Below are 18769 nucleotides of genomic sequence, written 5' to 3'. Positions count from 1 at the left end.
TCCCCTGGTCTGATCTGGCAAGGAGGAGCGCTCAGCGCTCGACGGCGCGGTTCCAGCGATTGGTCCACTCGGCGCGCTGGGCATTGATGACGCCGTAGTTGGGGGCGATCATCTGGCCCACCTTCTCGGGTCCGTAGACCACGCGCTTCATGACCTCCGGTGCGAGCCTGGTGTTCTTGTTGACCGGTCCCCAGCCCTGGGCCGTGGCGAGGATGGCCTGCACCTCGGCCGACAGCACGTACTGCAGGAACTGCTGCGCCAGCTTGGGCTGCGGTGCACCTTCGACGACACAGGCGGCCGACATCAGTGCCACCGCCCCTTCCTTGGGATAGACGAATTCCACCGGTGCGCCCTGGTCGATGACCGCCTGCACGCGGCCATTGCCCCAGACGGCAAGGGCCGCCTCACCGGTCTGCAGCATCTCGGCCATCTTGCCCGGAGAGGGCTCCCAGGCCAGCACATTGGGCGCCACCTTCTTGATCATGGCGTCGAAACCCGGTGCGATCTTTTCTTCGCTGCCGCCGTTGAGGCGCGCCATCATGACCAGCGTCAGCAGGCCATAGCCGTTGGTGATGGGCGGAATCACCACCTTCTGCTTGTACTTGGGATTGGTCAGGTCCTGCCAGGAGTCGGGGGCCTTCCAGCCGTTCCTGGCAAAGACTTCCTTGTTGTAAGCCAGGCCGGTGGCGATGAAGCCGATGCCGATCGACTTGTCCCCGATCATGCGGGCGTTGGGATAGGCCTCGCGCGAGCCGCTGCCTTCTTCGATCTTGGCGCACAGGCCCTGGCCGACGGCCTGGTACATCGGACCATCGTCGATCATGGCCAGCGACATTTCCTGGCGGCCCTTCTGCGCTTGCAGCTTGGCTAGCAGGTCGGTGGAGTTGCCGGACACGTAGACCACCTTGCTGCCGGTCTTCGCTTCGAACGGCGGAATGATCTTTTCCTTGAAGGCCTGTTCGGTCGAACCGCCGTAGCCACCGACATAGACCGTTTCCGCCGCATGGGAAGTTGCCGTGGCCAGCAAGGCGGCCGCCATCGTTAAGCCAAGAACGCTTCGCATCAGGTATTCCTCCGGGTAGGGACTGCAGTTGAATGGACAGCAGGAGCCCCTAGTGTAGGCAGTCCTCCGCGCCTCAAATATTAAAATTTCGAGGGTTGCTTATGCCTGTTTGTTATGTGTCTTGTTGCGGTGCAAATCAGCGAATTTACGAGGGAAAAGGCACTGCAAAGATGCGATACTGCACCTCCTTGAGGCATATTTGCCGAACCATTACAGCGAGTTGGTTATATGAGAAACAGCGTGAATTTGCGCCAGATCGAAGCCTTCTATTCGGTCATGCGCACCGGCACCGTAGTGGGGGCCGCCCAGATGATGAGCGTGACCCAGCCGGCTGTGAGCAGGGCCATCGCGCATCTGGAGATCCGGATCGGCTACGACCTGTTCGAGCGGCGCGGCCGCAAACTGGTCGCCACACCCGAGGCCCAGGCCCTTTATGCAGAGCTCGAACCGATCTATGGCAACCTCGACCGCATTGCGCAGGTGGCGCACGATATCGGGCACCAGCGGGCCGGTGCATTGCGCATTGCGACATTGCCGGCGCTCTCGCAGAGCCTGGTGCCGCGTACGGTGGCACGCTTCGCGGCGGCCCGTCCGCAGGTGTCGGTCTTCGTGCAGACCTTGCCGTCACGCCAGATTGCCGAGATGGTTGCGACCAAGCAATTCGATATAGGGATTGTCGAGTTGCCGCTATCACAGCCTTCGATTTCAATCGAACCGCTGGAACCGCTGGAGCGCGCACTGGTGCTGCCGGTCGGGCATCGGCTGGCGCGCCGCAAGCGGATCTCGCTCAAGGAGCTGGATGGAGAGCGGATGATTCTGCTGTCGCAGCACAGCTACATGCGCTACCAGATCGATGATGCGCTGTCCAAGCTGCGGGTATCGGTGCAGGTGGCCATGGAGACGCCCAATTCGCTGGTGGCCTGTGCGCTGGTGGCGGAAGGGGCCGGGATCACGCTGGTATCGCGCATCACGGCGGAACCGTTCGTCAGCGCGGGCGTCGTGATCCGGCCGGTGGTGGAAGAGCTCGATACGCGTTGCGCCATCATCTTCCCTTATCCCGGCAAGCGGCTGGCACTGGCGGAGACATTCGCAGCCGACCTGCGGGACGAGCTCAGGCGCTGCCAGTCCGCCTGATCCGGGTCTTGCCGGTCCGCGCTGGCTTGTGCGCCAGCAGCGCCAACAAGGCCTGGTTTTCCTGCTGCATGGTCTGCGACAGCTCAACCGCCATGAATTCAATGAAGGCGCGTACGGCCGGCACCAGTCCGCGCCGCGACGGAAACACCGCATGCAGCTGATGCGGCGTGCCACGATGCTGAGGGAGCAGCACCCTCAATTGACCGCCTTCGATGGCAGCGTGGCAGACGTTGAAGGGCAGCAGTGCCACGCCGGCACCGCCGATGGCAGCCTGCATCGCCAGATGCATGTCGTCCGTCACCATGGCTGCGACGTAGTCGATCTCGGCGACTTCTCCCTGCGGACCGTGCAGTCGCCAGCGCTGGGCCTGGCCCGGCATGCCGCCGGGACCCAGGCCGCGTTGTCCTTGCAGAGCCTCCACCCTGTCGAAGGGCCCGTGCTGCCGGATGTACGCAGGGCTGGCAGCCAGTACCTGCTGGCTGGTGCCGAAGGTACGCACCACCAGGTTGGAATCTTCCAGCGTACTCCTGACCCGCATGGCCACATCGAAGCCCTCGCCGATGACATCGACCCGGCGATTGCTCAATTCCAGCTCCAGCCGCACATCAGGATGGGCGCACAGGAAGCGCGCCAGCAGCGGCGCCAGGAAGATGTGCGCCACCCCCATGGGCGAACTCACCCTTAGCCGGCCCGCAGGTTTGGCCCCCGCCTGTTCGCTCACTTCCACCGCCGCCCGCGCCGCCTGCGTCATGGCTTCGCAGTGGGTAAAGAAAGCCGCACCCACATCGGTGACACGCACCACCCGTGTCGAACGTTGCAGCAGCCGCACGCCCAGTCGTTGTTCGAGCTCGGCCACCCGGCGGCTGATGCGTGATTTGGGGATGTCGAGCGCACGGGCGGCTGCCGAAAAGCTGCCGTGCACCACGACAGACGCAAACAAGGCGAGATCGTTGAGGTCTTCCATGCGCGCTCCGACGATGAGGGAAAGCCTGATTATAAGATCGGCATTGTTCCATGCATGGAACAATCTGGTGCGCCGATGATGGCTAGTGGCGCGGTCTTTGCGTCGGTATCGTCAGTCCCGTGCTCTTCCTCATTGATGACTGAAAGGACCCCGCCATGAAAATTCTCCACCTCGATACCAGCATCCTGGCCGATGCCTCCGCCTCACGTGTCCTGAGCGCGGCCATCGTCGATCATCTGCAGGCCCGGCATCCGCAAGCCCGGGTCAGCGCACGCGATCTGGTGAGTGCGCCCGTCGCCCACCTGGACGGTGCCATTGCCGCCGGCTTCCGCCAGTCCGGTGGCAGCGTCACGGATGCGGGCGTACTGGCCGAGCACGCGCTTTCAGAGACGCTGGTCAGTGAATTCCTCGACAGTGACGTCATCGTCCTGGGCGTACCGATGTACAACTTTTCGGTGCCCAGCCAGCTCAAGGCCTGGCTGGACCGTGTGGCCCAGCCGGGACGCACCTTCCGCTATACCGAACAGGGGCCGCTGGGATTGTCCGGTGACAAGGCGGTGATCGTGGCTTCCACGCGCGGCGGCATGTATTCCAGCGGACCGGCGGCGGTGATGGACCATCAGGAGTCGTACCTGAAGGCCTTCTTCAGTTTCCTCGGCATCCAGCGCGTGCGCTTCGTACGTGCCGAACGGCTGACCAAGGGGGCCGAGCTGCGCAGCCAATCCATGCGCGTGGCGCTGGACGAGATCCCGTCCGTAGTGGCCGACCTGCTGGCCAACTGATCGGGAGCGCATCATGATCTTTGCCATCGTCCTCACCTATACCCGACCCATCGAGGAAGTGCAGCGGCACCTCGACCCGCACAAGGCCTGGCTTGCCGCGCAGCTCAAGCAGGGCCGCGTGATCTGCGCGGGCCCGTTGGCGGCGGGCGGCGGCGGACTCATCCTGGCTTCCTGCGTCGATGAAGCGGAACTGCACGCGATGATGGCGCTGGATGCCTTCATCAGCCAGGGCGTGGCCAGTTACCAGGCCCATGGCTGCACACCCGCCCTGGCTGCCGCTGGCTTCCCGGCGCACTGGGTGCCACAGGCCACCTTCATCGGATGAGGAGCGCAAGAGCGATGAAGCACAACCTGGACCGCCATCGCCTGCGCAGGCGTTGGATGCTGGCCGGCCTGATGGCCTGGCTTTTTCTGATCCCGTTTCTCTCATCGGCCCAGACCATGCGTACCGAGCCTGCCCCTTTGATCGATATCGTCCTGGTCCACGGCGCGTTCGCCGATGGCTCCAGCTGGAGCAAAGTGATCGCGCTCCTGCAACGTAAGGGTTATCACGTGACGGCGGTACAGAATCCGCTCAGCAGCCTGGCGGCCGATGTGGCGGCTACTTCCCGCGTCATTGCGCGCCAGCCGCATCCGGTGCTGCTGGTCGGGCATTCGTGGGGCGGGGCGGTGATTTCGGAGGCCGGGAATCAGGAGAAGGTGAAGGGACTGGTCTATCTGTCAGCGCTGGCACCGGATTCCGGCGAGAGCGTGGCGCAGGCCTTGCAGCGACTGCAGGCACCCATGCAGGGCCTGCAGCCGGACCACGACGGACTCATCTGGCTGGATGACCCCAAGGTATTTGCGCAGGTGATGGCGCACGACGTGGCGGTCGATCAGGTACGTGCGCTGGCGGCCGTGCAGCAACCCATTGCCGCCAGTGCCTTCGCGGAACCGGTCATGCACGCGGCCTGGCACGACAAGCCCGGCTGGTATCTGGTCACGCAGGGCGATCACGCCTTGTCGACCGCCGTGCAGCAGCAGTTTGCTGCTGCCATGAAGGCGCAGACCGAGACCATTGTTTCCAGCCACCTGTCGCTGGTCTCGCATCCGCGACAGGTGGCCGACCTGATTGATCGTGCCGCCCGTAGCCTGCATTGAAGGGGTGCAGCGGCGTTGCGCTCAGGGTGCCCGGTCCTCTACGGGCTTGGCGGTCTTGCGTATCTTGGCCACATCAGCCGCACTCACGGTCGCGCCGCGGTTGCCCCAGGCGGTCTGGATGTAGGAGGTGACTTCGGCTACCTGCTGATCGTTGAGCAGTTGCGCATAGGGTGCCATCACCAGCCCCGCCGTGGCGGAATCGGTGGAGGGCTGGCGTCCTCCTTGCAGGATGATGCGGATGGCCGAGGTGGCATCCCCGGTTTGTAGCACCGGATTGCCGGCCAGCGCCGGGAACGCCTTGCCATAGCCGGTGCCGTTGCTGCGATGGCAGGCCGCGCAGCGATCCAGGTAGAGCGCTGCGCCCGGCGTCTGCGGACGTCCTTCGTAAGCCGCCGTGGCCGTGGCCTCGTCATAGCGATAAGGCTCGGCGCCGTTGCGTGGTGCCAGGCTCAACAGGTAACGCGACATCGCATTGAGATCGGCCTCGGTCATGTATTGCATGGAATGCTCGATCACGTCATTCATGGCACCGAAGGAAGCGGTGTACTGGTTGCGGCCGGTACGCAGGAATTCCACCAGGTCGGCCTGGCTCCAGCCCGCGATACCACCGCCATGTTCGTTGCGCAGTGACGGTACGCTCCAGCCATCGACCACCTGCCCGCCGGAGAGATACAGGCGGCTGCTGTCATCCCGCAGCGATTTCTCCTGCATCGTGGTCGAGCGCGGCGTGTGGCAGCTGCCGCAGTGGCCCAGTCCTTCCACCAGATAGGCTCCGCGTGCCAGTTGCGCATCCGTCCCGGCCGGGGCCGCATAGGGCGCGGGCGTGGGCGCGAACAACTTGCGCCAGATCGCCAGCGGCCAGCGCATCGACAAGGGCCAGGGGATGTCATTGGCACGATTGGCCTGCGCCGAGGGCGGCACGGCCTTGGTGAAATACGCGTACAGCGCCTGCATGTCCTCATCGGTCAGGCGCGAATAGGACGGATAGGGCATGGCCGGATAGACCGTATAACCCGCCTTGGTGACGCCGGTGCGCATCAGGCGCGCGAAGTCCTCATAGCTCCAGTCGCCGATGCCGTGTTCCTTGTCCGGCGTGATGTTGGTGGAGTAGATCGCACCGATCGGCGAGGCCAGCGCCAGTCCGCCTGCGAAGGGCGCACCTCCCTTGCTGGTGTGGCAGGCCACGCAATCCCCGGCGCGAGCAAGATAAGCACCGCGCAAGAGTAGCTGGTCATCGGCACTGGGGCCGTCTTTTTTGGCAACGCGCTCGGCCAGTGCCGCATCGGCCGGCGGCGTGGCCAGCGGACGCATGGGTGCCGTTTCCCGGTTGAGCAGGCGCGCGCCCACGGGCGGCTTGGGTGGGGCAGGAACGCTCAGCGATGCATCGGCATGCGCCAGGTTGTAGGCGGCGCTGGCGGCCAGCGCAGCGGTACCGAGCGCCAGGGCGGAGATCAGGATCAGTCGTTTCATCATCGCTCCCGTCTTCACGCGCTGACCAGCGGTCGCGGGTCCTTCAGGTATTGCTCACGGATGGCGCGCGCCGACCAGTAGGTCAGCGCCACCGCCGCCCCGGTCGGGTTGTAGCCGATGCCCTGGGCAAACACGCCCGAGCCCACCGCAAAGACGTTGTGCACATCCCAGCTCTGCAGGTAGCGGTTCACCACGCTGGTGGACGGATCCGTGCCCATGGCCACGCCACCGGCCCAGTGCGTGGTCTGGTAGCTGCGCAGGTCGGGCGCGGCACCGAAGTCCTTGACGGTGACCTTGATCTCGCGCGCCTTCAGTTCGTGGGCAATCTTGACGGCCTGGTCGGTGACGTAGCGGCTCATGCGGATGTCGTTGTCCTTCCAGTCGAAGGTGAAACGCAGCAGCGGCTGGCCGAAGGCATCCTTGTAGTTGGGATCGAGATCCACATACACGTCGCGATAGACCATGTTGGCACCATGCACGTCGAAGGACATGGTGTTCAGGTAGCTGGCCTTGACCGCACGCTTCCAGTCGCGGCCCCACTTGGGCGTACCGCTGGGCACGGCGATACCCGAGATCGGCTTGGCCCCGGCCGGGTTGCACCAGATCGGCGAGCCACCGACGAAGCCCAGCGGGCCGTGGTCCATGTGGTCGCCATTGAAATCATCCACCGCCACGCCATTGCCACCGGCACCGATGAAGCCGTTGATGTTCTTGCCCGGATCGAAGAAGGCATTGATGGTCGACATCATCTGGAAGGCGATGTTGCGGCCGACCGCACCGGTGTTGCTCACCGGGTCATAGGGTTTGCCGATGCCCGAGAGCAGGAACAGCCGCGCATTGTTGTACGCGAAGGTACTGGCGATGACGATGTTGGCCGGCTGGAACACGGTATCGCCATTGGCATCCACGTAGGTCACGCCAGTGGCTTTCTTGCGGGTGCTGTCGAGTTCGATACGCAGCACGTTGCAGCTGCTGCGCAATTCGAACAGCGCACTCTTGCGCAGGGCCGGCATGATGTTGACGTTGGGCGAGGCCTTGGAATAGTTGTAGCAGGCATAGCCGGAGCAGTAGCCGCAGAAGGTGCAGGGCCCCATCTGGCAGCCGTACTGGTTCACGTAGGGCGCCGAAGCATTGGCCGAGGGCAGGGTGAAGGGATGGAAGCCCGCCTGCTGCGCGGCCTTGCGGAACAGCGCAGCCTGGTATTGCTCCTTCTGTGCGGGCAGCGGGAAGTTGTCCGAACGGTTGGCCTCAAAGGGATTGCCGCTGTCGTCGACCACCTTGCCGCCGACGCGGTAGGCGGTGCCGGAGGTGCCCATCATCTTTTCGGCGAAATCGAAATACGGTTCCAGTTCCTCGTAGGTCACGCCCCAGTCCTGCAGGGTCATGTCCTTGGGAATGAAACCCTTGCCGTAGCGTTCCTCGTAATGGCTGCGCATGCGCAACTCTTCCGGCAGGATGCGCCAGTGGCAACCCGACCAGTGCAGGCCGGCACCGCCCACGCCTTCGCCCGGCTTGAACATGGCGATCTGGCGATAGGGGATGGCGCTGTCACCGCTCTTGCGGCGGAAGGTGAACGAGGATTTGTTCAGATTCTGGAATAACTTGAAGCGCTGCTGGTATTCCAGCTCATTGATGGTCTTGGGATAGGCGCCATCCGGGTAGGTATCGCGATAGACGCCGCGTTCCAGCGCCACCACGCTTTGTCCGGCCTCGGTCATTTCCTTGGCCATGATGGCACCGGTCCAGCCGAAGCCGACGATGACGACGTCGACTGCTTTCATGTTCTTGTTGGCCATATGCTTGGGCTTTCGGGGTCAAACGATGCGAGGAGGAAGCAGCGATCAGCCGCGCGAGATCGGAGGCAGGGGATAGGTGCGGCCGTACTGGTCGACCCAGTCGTAATAGTCGGCGCGGGCACCGGGGAAGCCGATCATCTTCCACGAACCCATGCCCTTGTTGCCGCCATCGGTGGGGTCGCAGAAATAGCCTTCGTGCACGTTCTGCAGCAACAGGTTGAACAGCGCTGCAGGCGGGATGGTGGCCATCTTGAGGCTGCCCTGGTCGCCCTTCTCGAACTCGCCCATCATCTTTTCGCGTTGCTGGGTGTTCAGTTCCACATAGCCGTGGCCGTATTGCTGGCGGATGGCCGCGTCGAATTCGGCCAGTCCCTTCTTGTACAGTTCGCGTGGCGGATAGGGCAGCTGGTAGCCGAATTCGGGCGGAGCGTCCGGGGTGAAGGGGCCTTGCATGTACCACAGCTGGCCCTGCCCGTAAGGGGTATTCATCTGCGCATCGATGAAGGCGGGCACGCCCGCTTCCAGCGCACCGGGACCGGTCTCGTCGGCGGGGATGAGGGTATCGGCCAGGGCGCTCAGGAGCGCGAATTCATCCTGGTTGAAGAAGACGGGTTTGTGGGGGACGTTGCCGGCTTGTTCCTGGGCGCTGGCGGAGAGGCTGCCGGCGGTGACAGCCAGTGCAGCGGCGGGCGCGGCGGTCAGCGCGCCGCGCAGGAAACGGCGGCGATTGGCGGAGATGCTTATTTTTTTCATGGCGCGTTTCCTTGAGGGAAATCCGGAGCGTGAGCAAGGCCTTGCCTTGCTCACGGCCGAGCCATGATGCGCGCGATGACGCCGCAGGGGGATCAGTCATCCTGTGCTTTTGATGTGGGAAATGTCTGACGCGGTCTTGTGATCAGGCAATCACGGGCAACTGGAAAGTCCTCACCGAACGCGCCAGTTCGCCCGCCTTGTCATTGAGGAAAATCGAGGCCGCCGTCGCCTCTTCCACCAGTGCCGCATTCTTTTGCGTGAGGTCGTCGAGCTGGATCAGCGCCTGGTTCACTTCGCCGATGCCGGTGCTCTGTTCCTGGTTGGCCGAAGAGATATCGCGCATCACGCTGTTGACGCGGGCAATGCTCTCCACCACCTGCTGCATGGCCGCCCCGGCCTCGCGCGACAGCTTGCTGGCCGCGGCGCTGCTGTCCACCGACGCCAGGATCAGTTGCTTGATCTCGCGCGAGGCCGCTGCCGAACGCTGGGCCAGCGTGCGTACCTCGGTCGCCACCACTGCGAAGCCGCGTCCCTGTTCTCCGGCACGCGCCGCTTCCACCGCCGCATTCAGGGCGAGGATGTTGGTCTGGAAAGCCAGGCCCTCGATGACCGAAATGATGTCCACAATCCGGCCCGAGCTGGTATCGATTTCCTGCATCTGCGCGATGACGCGCTCCACCACTTCGCGCCCGCTGCGGGTCGCGGCCGATGCTTCATCGGACAGGCGACAGGCCAGCGCCGACTGGTCGGCGGTATAGCGCACCTTGCTGCTCAGTTCACCCATCGAGGCCGTAGTCTGCTGCAAGGAGCTGGCCTGGATTTCGGTGCGCTCGGAGAGATCATGATGTCCCTGCGCGATCTGCTGGCTGGCCGACGCCACCGCCTGTGCATTGTGATTGACCAGGCCGACCACGGCGATGAGCTTGTCGCGCATCTCGCGCATGGCCGCCATCATGCTGGCCTGGTCGCGTCCGGCCACCGGTACCGTCACCACCAGGTTGCCGCCGGCGATCTCGTGCGCGACATGCAGCGCATCATGCGGTTCGCCCCCCAGACTCTTGCGCATGCCGGCAATGAGCGCGTAACCCGCCCCGCCGGCAAAGACCAGGCAAGCCACGAAGCATGCTCCCATCAGCCAGCGCGCGCGCTGGCTGTCCCGCTGGCTCTGCAGTTGCAGCTGATGATTGCGTTCGGTCTGGAGATCGATGAGTGCCTGGATCGCCGCCTGCAATTGCGCCAGCGCCGGATTGAGCTGCGTGGCCAGCCAGCGGCCGGCTTCCTCGCGCTGGCCGGCCATACTTAGTTGCACGAAGTATCCAAAGGCTGGCTCGGCCTTCTGGTCGTTCACGGTGAAGACGGTTTGCGTCAGTTGCCGCATCTGCTCATCGGACACCAGTGCCAGCAGTGCCTTGCGTTGCTTGATGAAACGCTCATGCGCTGCGCCCCCGCGCTGCATGGCCGCCTCGGCCGCCGCCTTGTCGCTGATGATGATGACGCTCTGGAAGGATTCCACTCCGATATGGACCTGCCGCGACAGGTCCTGTGCCAGCGCCAGCTTGAGATTGCCGTCGTTGACCACGGCATCGAGCTTGCCGGTGACGAGCTGCAACTGCCATAGCCCGATCACGCCGGACAGGATGCACAGCAGTACCAGGGTGCCGAAGGTGAGGCCGATGCGCAATGCCAGGGGCAGCGGACGCGTGGTGCCAGGCTGGGTGTCCATGAGCGGATCTCCTGCAAATGAGGTCGCCGGCGATGGCCGGCAGGGAAGAGGCCCGCCACCGGCCGGCCTGGCCGATGGCGGGAGAGCCAGTCCGTGAGCCGCGTCAGAACGGCAGGATGGCCTTCACGTAGAACTGCTTGCCCTCGGGGCGATTGCGGACGTCATATTCCTGCTGGAACTTGGCAGTGACCACCAGGCCTTTGCCGTTGTCGTATTTGAGGTTGGGGCCGATGGCCAGTGCCTGCGACTTGCCGGCTGCGGCATTGGGGCCGCTGTCATTGGTCACCTGCTGATAGACATAGCCGCCTACCCCGGCCACCAGGCCGTTCCCGAAGCCCCAGCCCAGCGCATAGTCGGCGTGGATGGCCTGGCCCGAGCGGGTTTGCGTGGCACCGTTGCGGCCGTTGAAGTCATACATCAGCTTGACGTCGGCATTGACGCCTTCGCGCTGGATGTAGCTCAGGGCCACCAGCGGCTGGTAGACCCAGATGTTCTTGCCAAGGCTGGAGGGATTGTCGCTGCTGTACTGGCCGCTGGGCATGGTGATGTCGAAGCCGACGGCGTAATGCAGGGCCGGCGAGGCGTGATACGCCAGGGCCGGGCCGACGGTGATGTCACCCAGGCCGCGGCTGTGGAAATTACGGCCGCCTGCACGCACATCCACATCCAGCAGCGGTGCCAGTGCGTGGAAGGCCAGCTGGCCGCCGAGGATGCTTTGTTGCGTGACCCACACCACGCGCGGTGCCAGCACGCCGACCTGCACGCGGAAGTCCGGCGGGCCGATGTCCTGGCCGTTGTTGCCGCGGATATGGTCGTATTGTGCAAAGCCGGTATAGACCATGCCGTAGACCCCCGGTGGCGGCAGTGCGCCCGAACCGAAGTTTTCCAGCCCGTCCGGATAGGACGGCAGGCCGCTGCCGTCGATGGCATGGGCCGGCAGACAGGCCAGGGCCAGGCCCAGGCTGCAGCCCAGTCCCAGGGCGCGTGCCAGCAGTGTGCGTGGTGCGTTCTTCATGGTTTCCCTCTGTGTGTGAAATGGTGGTGGCAGGTCAGGTGCAGACGACGCGCTCGCTTCAGCACTTGCCGCGGCCCCAGCGTGCTGCGGTGTGAAACACCGGCGCGGGTGGCGGAGTGGCCTGGCGTGTAGATGAATTGAGGCGGATCAATGATCGCGGCAGTGCTCGCAAACCGATGATCCAGATCCGGTCATCGCTATCCCCTGAGTGCAGGAACTTGCGCCATCGCCGAACCCGGCCATGCCGCGCGGCAACGCGCGCCGCCTGCCGGACCCGGCTTTTCAAATTGCCGCAAACGATGGATAGCCCGTGCGCGCTGCGGATAGGGCCTTGCGGCTTGCTGCGTCCATCATGCATTGCAGGCGCAGCGAGCAAGCGATGCTCTTCTCCCTGCATCACCACAACCGACAACAGAGGGTTAGCGCAATGAAAGATCTCGAAGGCAAAGTGGCGGTCGTCACCGGCGGTGCCACCCTGATCGGTGCAGGCGTGGTCCGCCGCCTGCGCAGTTATGGCGTCAAGGTGGCGCTGTTCGACATCGACGCCGACGGCGGCCAGCGCGTGGCCGGTGAAGACCGCAGCGCCTGTCGCTTCTGGCGCGTGGACATCACCGATGACGCGCAAGTGGCCAAGGCCGTGGAAGAGGTGGCGGCGCATTTCGGCCGGCTCGATTTCCTGGTCAACCTGGCCGCCTCCTATCTCGATGACGGTGCCGCTTCCTCACGCCAGGACTGGCTCAAGACCCTGGATGTGAATCTGGTCAGCGCCGTCATGGCCGCCCATGCGGTGCGGCCTTATCTGGTCAAGGCGGGTGGCGGTGCCATCGTCAACTTCACCAGCATCTCGTCCAAGGTGGCGCAGACCGGGCGCTGGCTCTATCCGGTCTCCAAGGCAGCGCTGGTGCAGGTCACGCGCAACATGGCCATGGACTTTGCGGGTGACGCCATCCGCGTGAACTCGGTCTCGCCCGGCTGGACCTGGTCGCGCGTGATGGATGAACTGACCGGCGGCGACCGCGCCAAGACTGACCGCGTGGCGGCCGATTTCCATCTGTTGAAGCGCGTGGGCAACCCGGAAGAAGTGGCGGATGTGGTGGCCTTCCTGCTGTCCGGCCACGCTTCCTTCGTCACCGGGGCCGATTACGCCGTCGATGGCGGCTATTCCGCCATGGGGCCGGAGCAGGCCGTGCCGGCCATTCCGCGCCTGGCGCAGTGAAGCCATCAATGATTTATACGATTTAAAACATTTAAACAATTTTCAACGATCGGTTCGCATCATTCAGCTGATCCGGATCGATTGACAACGAGAGGAGAAACATCATGCGTAGCATCGCGATCGTAGGTGGTGGTCAGGCCGGTCTTCCGCTGGCATTCGGTTTGCTGGAGCAGGGTTATCAGGTCACCGTGGTGACCAATCGCACACCCGATGACCTGCGCAACGGCAAGGTCATGTCCAGCCAGTGCATGTTCGATCCGTCGCTGCAGATCGAACGCGATCTCGGCTTGAATGACTGGGAACAGCAATGTCCGCCGGTGCAGGGCATCAGCTTTGCCGTACCGCATCCGGAGGTGCCCGGGGCCAAGGCCATCGACTGGAGCGCCCGCCTGGACCGTCCGGCGCAGGCCGTGGACCAGCGCCTGAAGATGTCGTCCTGGCTGGAGCAGGTGGAGGCGCGCGGCGGCAAGGTCCTGATCCAGGATGCCGGCGTGGCCGAACTGGAAGTGCTTTCCGAACAGCATGACCTGGTGATCCTGGCCGCCGGCAAGGGCGAAGTGGTCAAGCTCTTCGAGCGCGATGCCGCCCGTTCTCCCTTCGACAAGCCGCAGCGTTCCCTGGCCCTGACCTATGTGCATGGCCTCAAGCGCCAGCCGGACTATTCCAGCGTAGCCTTCAACCTGATCCCCGGCGTCGGCGAGTACTTCGTGTTCCCGGCCCTGACCCTGTCCGGCCCGTGCGACATCATGGTCTTCGAGGGCATCCCCGGTGGTCCGCTGGATTGCTGGCGCGAGGTGCGGACTCCGCAGGAGCATCTGGCCACGTCCAAGGACTTCCTGCGCAAGTTCCTGCCGTGGGAGGCCGAGCGCGCCGAGCACGCCGAACTGACCGATGACAAGGGCATCCTTGCCGGTTCGTTCGCGCCTACCGTGCGCAAGCCGGTACTGACGCTGCCGTCCGGCCGCCTGGTCTTTGGCCTGGGTGACGCCGTGGCCACCAATGACCCGATCACCGGGCAAGGGGCCAACAATGCCACCAAGGCAGCCAAGGTCTATCTCGATGCCATCCTGGCCCATGGCGACCAGCCCTATACCCGTGACTGGATGGAGCAGACCTTTGAACAGTTCTGGGATTACGCCAAGTGGGTGGTGCAGTGGACCAACTCCCTGCTGACCCCGCCGCCGCCGCACATCCTCGGCCTGCTGGGTGCAGCCGGACAGATGCCGTCGCTGGCCAAGGAAATCGCCGAAGGCTTCAACCACCCGCCGCGCTACTTCCCCTGGTGGGCCGATGCCCAGGCCTGCGAGGAACTGGTGGCCGGCCATCAGGCCAAGGCCGTGGCCGTCGCTGCATAAGGAGCCATCATGTCGTCCATTGCAACCCTGGCCTTGGCCGAAGCCACGCCTGATCTGCAGGCGCAACCGGCCCCGTGGGGCCAGACCGACCTGGCGCCGCGCACCCTGCGCAACCTGATGGGGGCCTATCCGACCGGCGTGGCCATCGTCACCATGCGCACCCGCGACGGACGCGATGTCGGGCTGACCATCAATTCCTTTGCCTCGCTGTCCCTGGATCCGCCGCTGGTACTGTGGAGCCTGGTGAACCACTCGCCCAACCTGGACGCCTTCCGCGATTGTGCGCACTTCGCCATCAACGTGCTGGCCGACGGACAGGAAGAGCTGGCGCGCCGCTTCGCCACCCCGGCCATCGCCGACAAGTTCGAGGGCGTGGCCGTGGCCCAGGCACCGGAAGACCTGCCGGTGATCGCCGGTGCGCTCACCGTACTGGTGTGCGAGAACGACCATAGCCGTACCGTGGGCGATCACCTGCTGATGGTCGGGCGCATCGTGCGCACCGGCCACCAGCCGGCGGCACCGCTGGTGTTCCATGCCGGGCGCTTCACCGCCCTGCAGGCGGCGGCCTGATGGCCTCCTGATTTCATCCTGTTCGCATCACTGAAGGAGCCCTCCATGGCATCCCCCCACACCTCCACTGCGCTGCTGCCCGCCCTGGCCGCCGGTCTGGCCGATGGCCGCCTGCGCGTGGTCGACCTGACGCAGACGCTGTCCCCGTCTTTCCCCGCGCTGCAACTGCCGCCGCAATTCGGCCAGGTGCAGGGCTTCAAGATCGAGCGCATCTCGCACTACGATGAATCCGGTCCGGCCTGGTACTGGAACAACTTCTCCTGTGGCGAGCACACCGGCACCCACTTCGATGCACCGGTGCACTGGATCAGCGGACGCGACCATCCCGGCAACAGCGTCGATACCATCGCGCCCGGCAACTTCATTGCGCCGGCCGTGGTGATCGATGCCAGCGCCGAAGTGGCCGCCAACGAAGACTGGCTGCTCGACGTGCCTTTCCTCGAACAATGGGAAGCGCAGCATGGTGCCATCCCGGCCGGTGCCTGGGTCCTGTTGCGTACCGACTGGTCGCTGCGGGTCGATGATGCGGACGCCTTCCTCAACCTGCGCGAGGACGGTGCGCATACGCCCGGTCCCACGCAGGCCGCTGTCGAATGGCTGATCCACCAGCGCAAGGTACACGGCTTCGGCGTGGAAACCATCAACACCGATGCCGGCCAGTCCTACGCGTGGCCGGTTCCCTATCCTTGCCACACGCTCATGCACGGTGCCAATCGCTACGGCCTGCAATGCCTGCGCAATCTGGATCAGTTGCCGCCGCAGGGGGCGATGCTCTTCTCCGCACCGCTCAAGATCGAGGGCGGTTCCGGCAGTCCGCTGCGCGTGCTGGCGCTGGTGGAGTAAGCACATGGCCAGCGCACATTCCTTTGCCGGGCCGGATGCGGCCGATGTGATCTTCGTCGGCAGCGGCATCAATTCACTGGTCGGCGCCGCGCTGCTGGCGCGGCGCGGCAAGCGCGTGCTGGTGCTGGAACGCAATGACCGCGCCGGTGGCTGCATCCGCACCGAGACGCTGTTTCCGGGTTATACCCATGAGGTATTGTCGTCCTGGTATCCGCTCTTCATGGGCAGCCCAGCCTATGCCGAACTGGCCGACGACCTCAAGACGGCCGGACTGGAATTCCTGCAGCCGGCCTACACCACCGGGCTGGTCACGCCCGATGGCCGGGGCCTGGCCCTGCGTCAGGACCTGGCCGACGCCGCTGCCCGCATCGACGCGCTGGCACCGGGCGATGGCGCGGCCTTGCTGGCCATGGCGCAGCGCCTGTTCGGACAGGATGCGGCGCTGACCTTCGGTCTGCTGGGCAGCGATCCGTATGGCTGGAAGCTGCTGCGGCTGCTGTTTTCCGAATGGCGGGCGCGCGGACTGGATGGCCTGCTCGGTTTTGGCGCGGATGCCATGGAAAGCTTCCGCCGCTGGTCGCAACGCACGCTCAAGTCGGATCTGGCGCGCGCCCTGATCGCCCCCTGGGTGCTGCATTCCGGTCTCGGTCCGGACGATGCCACCTCGGCCCTGATCGGCAAGCTGACCTTCGCAGCCGTGGTCAGCGGTGGCATGCCGGTGGTCAAGGGCGGGGGCGGGCAGCTGGTGGCGGCCCTGTCGCATCTCATCATGCAGCATGGCGGCGAGGTCCGCACGAACGCTGACGTGGCCCGCATCATGACGCGCGGCGAAGGCCGCAAGCAGCGCGCCACCGGCGTCGAGCTGGCCGACGGTACGCAGTTGCAGGCCGGGCAGGCGGTGGTCTGCAACGTCACGCCGCCGCAGCTTTATGGCCGTCTGCTGGCGCAGGCACCGCAGGCGGTGCGGGAGCGGGCCGGGAGCTACCAGTTCGGCCGTGGCGGCATGCAGATCCACTTCGCGCTGGATGCCCCACCGGCCTGGACTACCCCGGAGCTGTTGCAGGTGCCGCTGGTGCACCTCACGGAGAGCATGGAGCAGGTGTGCGCCAACGTGACCGGGGCCAACAATGGCTGGTTGCCGGCGCGTCCTACCTTGGCCATCGGCCAGCCGGTGGCCGCCGATCCCTCGCGCGCACCGGCGGGGGGCTGGATCCTGTGGATACAGATGCAGGAATTGCCGTCCCGCCTCAAGGGCGACAGCGCCGGCGAGATCGCCGTTGCGGCAGATGGCCGCTGGACCGCCGAGGTGCGCGAGGCCTTCGCGGACCGGGTGCAGGCGCAGCTGGAGCAGGTCATGCCGGGGTTGGGTCAACGGGTCGTGGGCCGCCGCGCTTATTCGCCGGCGGATCTGGAGGCACTGAACTGCAATCTGGTGGGTGGCGATCCGTATTCGGGCGTGTGTTCGCCCGACCAGTTCTTCTGGCTGCGTCCGTTTGCAGGTAGCCACGGGGCGCGCGGACAGCAGACGACCGTGGCCAATGTCTTCCACATCGGCGCCAGCACCCATCCCGGACCGGGACTGGGCGCGGGTTCCGGCTACATGGTTGCGCAGCGGCTGGCGCCGCGCTGACGCGCTGTTTCTCTACTCTCTGGTCTGGAGGGTTTGTGCGCCGGTGATCCCGGCGCATTTTTTTCGTCAATCGCCAGGGGTCAGCGCGCCCGCAAGGTCTTGCTGGGCGATTCGCCGTAGCGTTGCTTGTATTCGTTGCTGAAGCGGCCCATGTGGGCGAAGCCCCAGCGCAGCGCCACACCGGCCACGTGGTTGCTGTCGCCGCTCATGAGCTCGGCGCGGGCGCGTTCCATGCGCAGGTCGCGCAGGTATTGCATCGGGCTCACGCCGAGGAAATCCTTGAAGCCCGCATAGAGGCTGCGCACGCTCACGCCGGCGGCCTGGGCCAGTTGCTCGGCCGTGACCGGCTCGTGTGCATGGGCTTCCAGGAAATCCTGGGCGCGCCGCACATGGCGCGGCAGGATGGTACTGCGGCGTGCCGGGGCGTCCTCGCAATGATTGTGACGATGCGAGGTGACCAGGATGGACGCCGCCAGCTGTTCGATCTGCGACACCACGATCTTGTGCATGGCCAGGTCGGGATGCTGCAGGGTGCAGTCGATCAGGTAGGACAGCATGCATTGCCACGGCGCACACTCGCGCCAGCGAAAGCCCAGCTCGAAACGCAGCGGCTCGTTGAGCGGATGGCCGAGATAACCGACCAGGGTGCGTTCCACCAGCGAGCGCGACAGGCGCAGCATCAGCTGATCGGTACCGGCCATCCAGGTCATGCGGGTGGCTTCCTGCGGGCTCAGCACCGAGGCCAGCTCGGCCGAGGAATCGATGTGCTGTGCACCGCTTTCGATACGCGCCATCCCATAAAGAGGCATCTGCACCAGAAAGAAGCTGTCCAGCGAGCCCGGCTCGATCTGTACCGCCGAGCCATAGCGCAGGCGGCTCACCGACAGGTCGCCCAGCGAGGTGTAATGCATGCGCGCATCCAGGCGCTCGCCCTGGCCGGTGAGGTCCAGCCGGTGCGGTTTCATCACGCGGCCGACCATGGAGCGCACTTCGTCCAGGTCGGACGAGGCGAACAGGAGCTTGTTGGAACCATTGAGCAGGCGTTCGACCGACGCCGGCATGGGCATGCGCCCGGTGGAGGGATCGGAGTGGAGTACGTTCATCATGGCTGCTACCTCTGCAGGCTAGTCCGGCGGTGGTGTCTCTTGTCATCATCAGGGCGGAAACAAGAGGGCGGAAATGACTTCCTTTGCCTAACAAGTTTCGTGCCAAGATGTATGAAAAATCATGTTTTAGTTCTTGTGATGTCTTTATCTCATTGCCGGGCCCGTGGTGGCAATATGCGCTGCAACATGGCGTCATCGATGGCGTGCAG

Annotated in this window: 17 protein-coding genes; 9 read left to right on the top strand and 8 right to left on the bottom strand. The window is 64.8% G+C overall.

All coding sequences use genetic code 11. The features are described from left to right. Positions 1-31: 31 nt before the first annotated feature. Positions 32-1063, bottom strand: coding sequence for an ABC transporter substrate-binding protein (locus MKD49_RS14495; RefSeq protein ID WP_252696628.1), 1032 nt, complete (start codon positions 1061-1063; stop codon positions 32-34). 240 nt (positions 1064-1303) lie between these two features. Here MKD49_RS14495 and MKD49_RS14490 point away from each other — a divergent pair, with 240 nt between their 5' ends. Then, positions 1304-2197, top strand: coding sequence for a LysR family transcriptional regulator (locus MKD49_RS14490; RefSeq protein WP_034334773.1), 894 nt, complete (start codon positions 1304-1306; stop codon positions 2195-2197). Here MKD49_RS14490 and MKD49_RS14485 read toward each other — a convergent pair. After that, a complete protein-coding gene (locus MKD49_RS14485) occupies positions 2175-3161 on the bottom strand; it encodes a LysR family transcriptional regulator (protein ID WP_252696627.1) in 987 nt (328 codons plus the stop codon). The two genes, MKD49_RS14490 and MKD49_RS14485, sit on opposite strands and share 23 nt — an antisense overlap. A gap of 155 nt (positions 3162-3316) precedes the next feature. Between MKD49_RS14485 and MKD49_RS14480 the strand changes: the two genes are divergently transcribed. Genes MKD49_RS14480 through MKD49_RS14470 form a run of 3 tightly spaced genes read left to right on the top strand, consistent with a single transcriptional unit; the run spans position 3317 to position 5083 of the window. Further along, positions 3317-3943 carry an FMN-dependent NADH-azoreductase gene (locus MKD49_RS14480; RefSeq protein WP_252696626.1) on the top strand — a complete coding sequence of 209 codons (627 nt, stop codon included), beginning with the start codon at positions 3317-3319 and terminating at the stop codon, positions 3941-3943. A gap of 13 nt (positions 3944-3956) precedes the next feature. After that, positions 3957-4268 (top strand): YciI family protein, encoded by a 312-nt coding sequence (locus tag MKD49_RS14475; RefSeq protein WP_252696625.1) that lies wholly within the window; start codon positions 3957-3959, stop codon positions 4266-4268. 14 nt (positions 4269-4282) lie between these two features. After that, positions 4283-5083, top strand: a complete 801-nt coding sequence (locus MKD49_RS14470; RefSeq protein WP_371925470.1) for an alpha/beta fold hydrolase — start codon at positions 4283-4285, stop codon at positions 5081-5083. Between the two features lie 21 nt (positions 5084-5104). On the opposite strand, the gene MKD49_RS14465 is transcribed toward MKD49_RS14470, so the two are convergent. The 5 genes from MKD49_RS14465 to MKD49_RS14445 all read right to left on the bottom strand — a co-directional run bounded on the left by MKD49_RS14465 (position 5105) and on the right by MKD49_RS14445 (position 11840). Further along, positions 5105-6556 (bottom strand): cytochrome c, encoded by a 1452-nt coding sequence (locus MKD49_RS14465; RefSeq protein ID WP_371925469.1) that lies wholly within the window; start codon positions 6554-6556, stop codon positions 5105-5107. An 11-nt stretch (positions 6557-6567) separates the two neighbouring features. Next, on the bottom strand, positions 6568-8349 hold the full coding sequence (locus MKD49_RS14460; protein WP_034334785.1) for a GMC family oxidoreductase: 1782 nt from the start codon (positions 8347-8349) through the stop codon (positions 6568-6570). A 45-nt stretch (positions 8350-8394) separates the two neighbouring features. After that, positions 8395-9102, bottom strand: a complete 708-nt coding sequence (locus MKD49_RS14455) for a gluconate 2-dehydrogenase subunit 3 family protein (RefSeq protein ID WP_252696623.1) — start codon at positions 9100-9102, stop codon at positions 8395-8397. 142 nt (positions 9103-9244) lie between these two features. Next, a complete protein-coding gene (locus MKD49_RS14450) occupies positions 9245-10825 on the bottom strand; it encodes a methyl-accepting chemotaxis protein (RefSeq protein ID WP_252696622.1) in 1581 nt (526 codons plus the stop codon). A 103-nt stretch (positions 10826-10928) separates the two neighbouring features. After that, a complete protein-coding gene (locus MKD49_RS14445; RefSeq protein WP_252696621.1) occupies positions 10929-11840 on the bottom strand; it encodes a transporter in 912 nt (303 codons plus the stop codon). A gap of 427 nt (positions 11841-12267) precedes the next feature. On the opposite strand from MKD49_RS14445, the gene MKD49_RS14440 reads away from it, so the two are divergent. The 5 genes from MKD49_RS14440 (at position 12268) to MKD49_RS14420 (ending at position 17454) form a co-directional block, all read left to right on the top strand. Next, positions 12268-13056: an SDR family oxidoreductase gene (locus MKD49_RS14440; protein ID WP_039783210.1), complete on the top strand. Its 789-nt coding sequence runs from the start codon at positions 12268-12270 to the stop codon at positions 13054-13056. A 104-nt stretch (positions 13057-13160) separates the two neighbouring features. Then, positions 13161-14411 (top strand): styrene monooxygenase/indole monooxygenase family protein, encoded by a 1251-nt coding sequence (locus MKD49_RS14435; RefSeq protein ID WP_209533923.1) that lies wholly within the window; start codon positions 13161-13163, stop codon positions 14409-14411. A 117-nt stretch (positions 14412-14528) separates the two neighbouring features. After that, the gene (locus MKD49_RS14430) at positions 14529-14981 is read left to right on the top strand and encodes a flavin reductase family protein (protein WP_252696758.1); all 453 of its coding nucleotides are present in this window, start codon (positions 14529-14531) and stop codon (positions 14979-14981) included. Between the two features lie 45 nt (positions 14982-15026). Beyond that, positions 15027-15824, top strand: a complete 798-nt coding sequence (locus MKD49_RS14425; RefSeq protein WP_039783213.1) for a cyclase family protein — start codon at positions 15027-15029, stop codon at positions 15822-15824. Positions 15825-15828: 4 nt separating this feature from the next. Then, a complete protein-coding gene (locus MKD49_RS14420; protein ID WP_252696620.1) occupies positions 15829-17454 on the top strand; it encodes an NAD(P)/FAD-dependent oxidoreductase in 1626 nt (541 codons plus the stop codon). Between the two features lie 80 nt (positions 17455-17534). On the opposite strand, the gene MKD49_RS14415 is transcribed toward MKD49_RS14420, so the two are convergent. After that, the gene (locus MKD49_RS14415; protein WP_134134324.1) at positions 17535-18560 is read right to left on the bottom strand and encodes an AraC family transcriptional regulator; all 1026 of its coding nucleotides are present in this window, start codon (positions 18558-18560) and stop codon (positions 17535-17537) included. Positions 18561-18769 lie beyond the last annotated feature (209 nt).

Origin of the sequence: Herbaspirillum sp. WGmk3, assembly GCF_023952535.1 — a bacterium.
GTDB classification, from domain to species: domain Bacteria; phylum Pseudomonadota; class Gammaproteobacteria; order Burkholderiales; family Burkholderiaceae_D; genus Herbaspirillum; species Herbaspirillum huttiense.
The sequence above is the reverse complement of the archived record's forward strand: the minus strand, read 5'-3'. Positions and strand labels throughout refer to the sequence as shown.

Coding starts and splice junctions, on each gene's coding strand:
- MKD49_RS14450 (WP_252696622.1), bottom strand. CDS start 10,825: ATGGACACCCAGCCTGGCACCACGCGTCCGCTGCCCCTGGCATTGCGC.
- MKD49_RS14470 (WP_371925470.1), top strand. CDS start 4,283: ATGAAGCACAACCTGGACCGCCATCGCCTGCGCAGGCGTTGGATGCTG.
- MKD49_RS14480 (WP_252696626.1), top strand. CDS start 3,317: ATGAAAATTCTCCACCTCGATACCAGCATCCTGGCCGATGCCTCCGCC.
- MKD49_RS14455 (WP_252696623.1), bottom strand. CDS start 9,102: ATGAAAAAAATAAGCATCTCCGCCAATCGCCGCCGTTTCCTGCGCGGC.
- MKD49_RS14445 (WP_252696621.1), bottom strand. CDS start 11,840: ATGAAGAACGCACCACGCACACTGCTGGCACGCGCCCTGGGACTGGGC.
- MKD49_RS14485 (WP_252696627.1), bottom strand. CDS start 3,161: ATGGAAGACCTCAACGATCTCGCCTTGTTTGCGTCTGTCGTGGTGCAC.
- MKD49_RS14435 (WP_209533923.1), top strand. CDS start 13,161: ATGCGTAGCATCGCGATCGTAGGTGGTGGTCAGGCCGGTCTTCCGCTG.
- MKD49_RS14460 (WP_034334785.1), bottom strand. CDS start 8,349: ATGGCCAACAAGAACATGAAAGCAGTCGACGTCGTCATCGTCGGCTTC.
- MKD49_RS14495 (WP_252696628.1), bottom strand. CDS start 1,063: ATGCGAAGCGTTCTTGGCTTAACGATGGCGGCCGCCTTGCTGGCCACG.
- MKD49_RS14440 (WP_039783210.1), top strand. CDS start 12,268: ATGAAAGATCTCGAAGGCAAAGTGGCGGTCGTCACCGGCGGTGCCACC.
- MKD49_RS14465 (WP_371925469.1), bottom strand. CDS start 6,556: ATGATGAAACGACTGATCCTGATCTCCGCCCTGGCGCTCGGTACCGCT.
- MKD49_RS14415 (WP_134134324.1), bottom strand. CDS start 18,560: ATGATGAACGTACTCCACTCCGATCCCTCCACCGGGCGCATGCCCATG.
- MKD49_RS14425 (WP_039783213.1), top strand. CDS start 15,027: ATGGCATCCCCCCACACCTCCACTGCGCTGCTGCCCGCCCTGGCCGCC.
- MKD49_RS14430 (WP_252696758.1), top strand. CDS start 14,529: ATGGGGGCCTATCCGACCGGCGTGGCCATCGTCACCATGCGCACCCGC.
- MKD49_RS14420 (WP_252696620.1), top strand. CDS start 15,829: ATGGCCAGCGCACATTCCTTTGCCGGGCCGGATGCGGCCGATGTGATC.
- MKD49_RS14475 (WP_252696625.1), top strand. CDS start 3,957: ATGATCTTTGCCATCGTCCTCACCTATACCCGACCCATCGAGGAAGTG.